Origin of the sequence: Bacillus sp. FJAT-45350 (assembly GCF_002335805.1) — a bacterium.
Lineage (GTDB): Bacteria > Bacillota > Bacilli > Bacillales > NISU01 > FJAT-45350.
Window position 1 is genome coordinate 1 of sequence record NZ_NISU01000011.1, and the last position, 1,225, is coordinate 1,225.

Genomic DNA, 1,225 nt, shown 5'->3' on the forward strand with positions numbered 1-1,225 from the left:
TTTTTTCCAGTTCGTGCTTTCCTAATAGCCATATGTCCAGCCTTACAAACATACATACTAGCATCTTTATTAAACTCAAATTCGTCTTCTTTTTTTCGGTTACCTTGTGTGACAACAGGGTTGAGTTTAGCTATTAACTTCATTTCGTTTGTTTTTGTATATTCAATATTCCCTTTTTCTGAATAGGCGGCATCACCAATCACAGTATCAACTTCCATACCAGCTTCCATACTTTTTTCAATTAAGGTTTCTAATTGCTTTCCGTCATTCTTTTCTCCAGTTGTAACAACAGCCGCAGTAATAATTCTTTCTTCGCTTAAGGCTATGTGTGTTTTGTAACCAAAGAATGAGGAGTCCACTGTTTTATGTCCTGTTTTTGCGTCTTCATCTTTGGATAATTGTAGATGTTCAATATCATCAGCCACAGTTTCTTTAAGCAGGTTTAATTTTTCTTTTACTTTGGGGAATTCACAAATAACCTCTTCTTTTTCAATGACTTTAATCAGCTTTTCACAGTATTCAATTTGATCTTCTAATACATCTGATGTTGTCTTGGTTGGAAATTTACTTTTCATTGTTTCATCTACTTGATAAATCGTCTTTCTTAGGTTTTTAGACCGATCAACCAGCACTTCTTTGGCTGATTTTTGATTGTAACGAGACTGGGTATGGGTAGCATCTACAATAATAGATTTGCTTTTTATAATTTCTTTTTCGATTGCGATCTCAACCGTTTTATTGATTAGCATGTCTAATAAATTTACATCCTTTAATCGCAGTTTTCGAAACTTCGTTAAGGAACTTGGCTCAATAACTGGATCTTCTGGCGCCATATCTAAAAAATATTTGAATGACATATCATATTTTGAGCGTTCGACAATATCAACATCGGATACGTTGTGGATACATTTTAATAATAAGTATTTGAACATGCGAATAGGATGGATCGCATTACGCCCATTATCAAGGCAATATTTATCTACTAATTCTTCATATACAAAAGAAAAATCGACTAAGTCATTTATTTTTCTCAAAACATTATCTTTCGGTACGACTATGTCATAAATCGCCATATAAGGACTTAAATTTACTTGTTGATGTTGAATCAATGTATCCACCCACTCGAATTTGATAATTTAATTATACAGTAAAAAAGATATAGCACTCTCAAATTTTGAGGTACTATATCTTTTTTTTATAATATAGAGACTTTTTCAGTGGCCTC

The 1,225-nt window shown here is 32.7% G+C and carries 1 protein-coding gene; it reads right to left on the reverse strand.

Annotated features, from left to right (window positions below; translation table 11 throughout):
* A partial coding sequence (locus CD003_RS21445) for a transposase (RefSeq protein WP_096203300.1) occupies positions 1–1,073 on the reverse strand: 1,073 nt, incomplete at its 3' end.
* Positions 1,074–1,225: the final 152 nt, after the last annotated feature.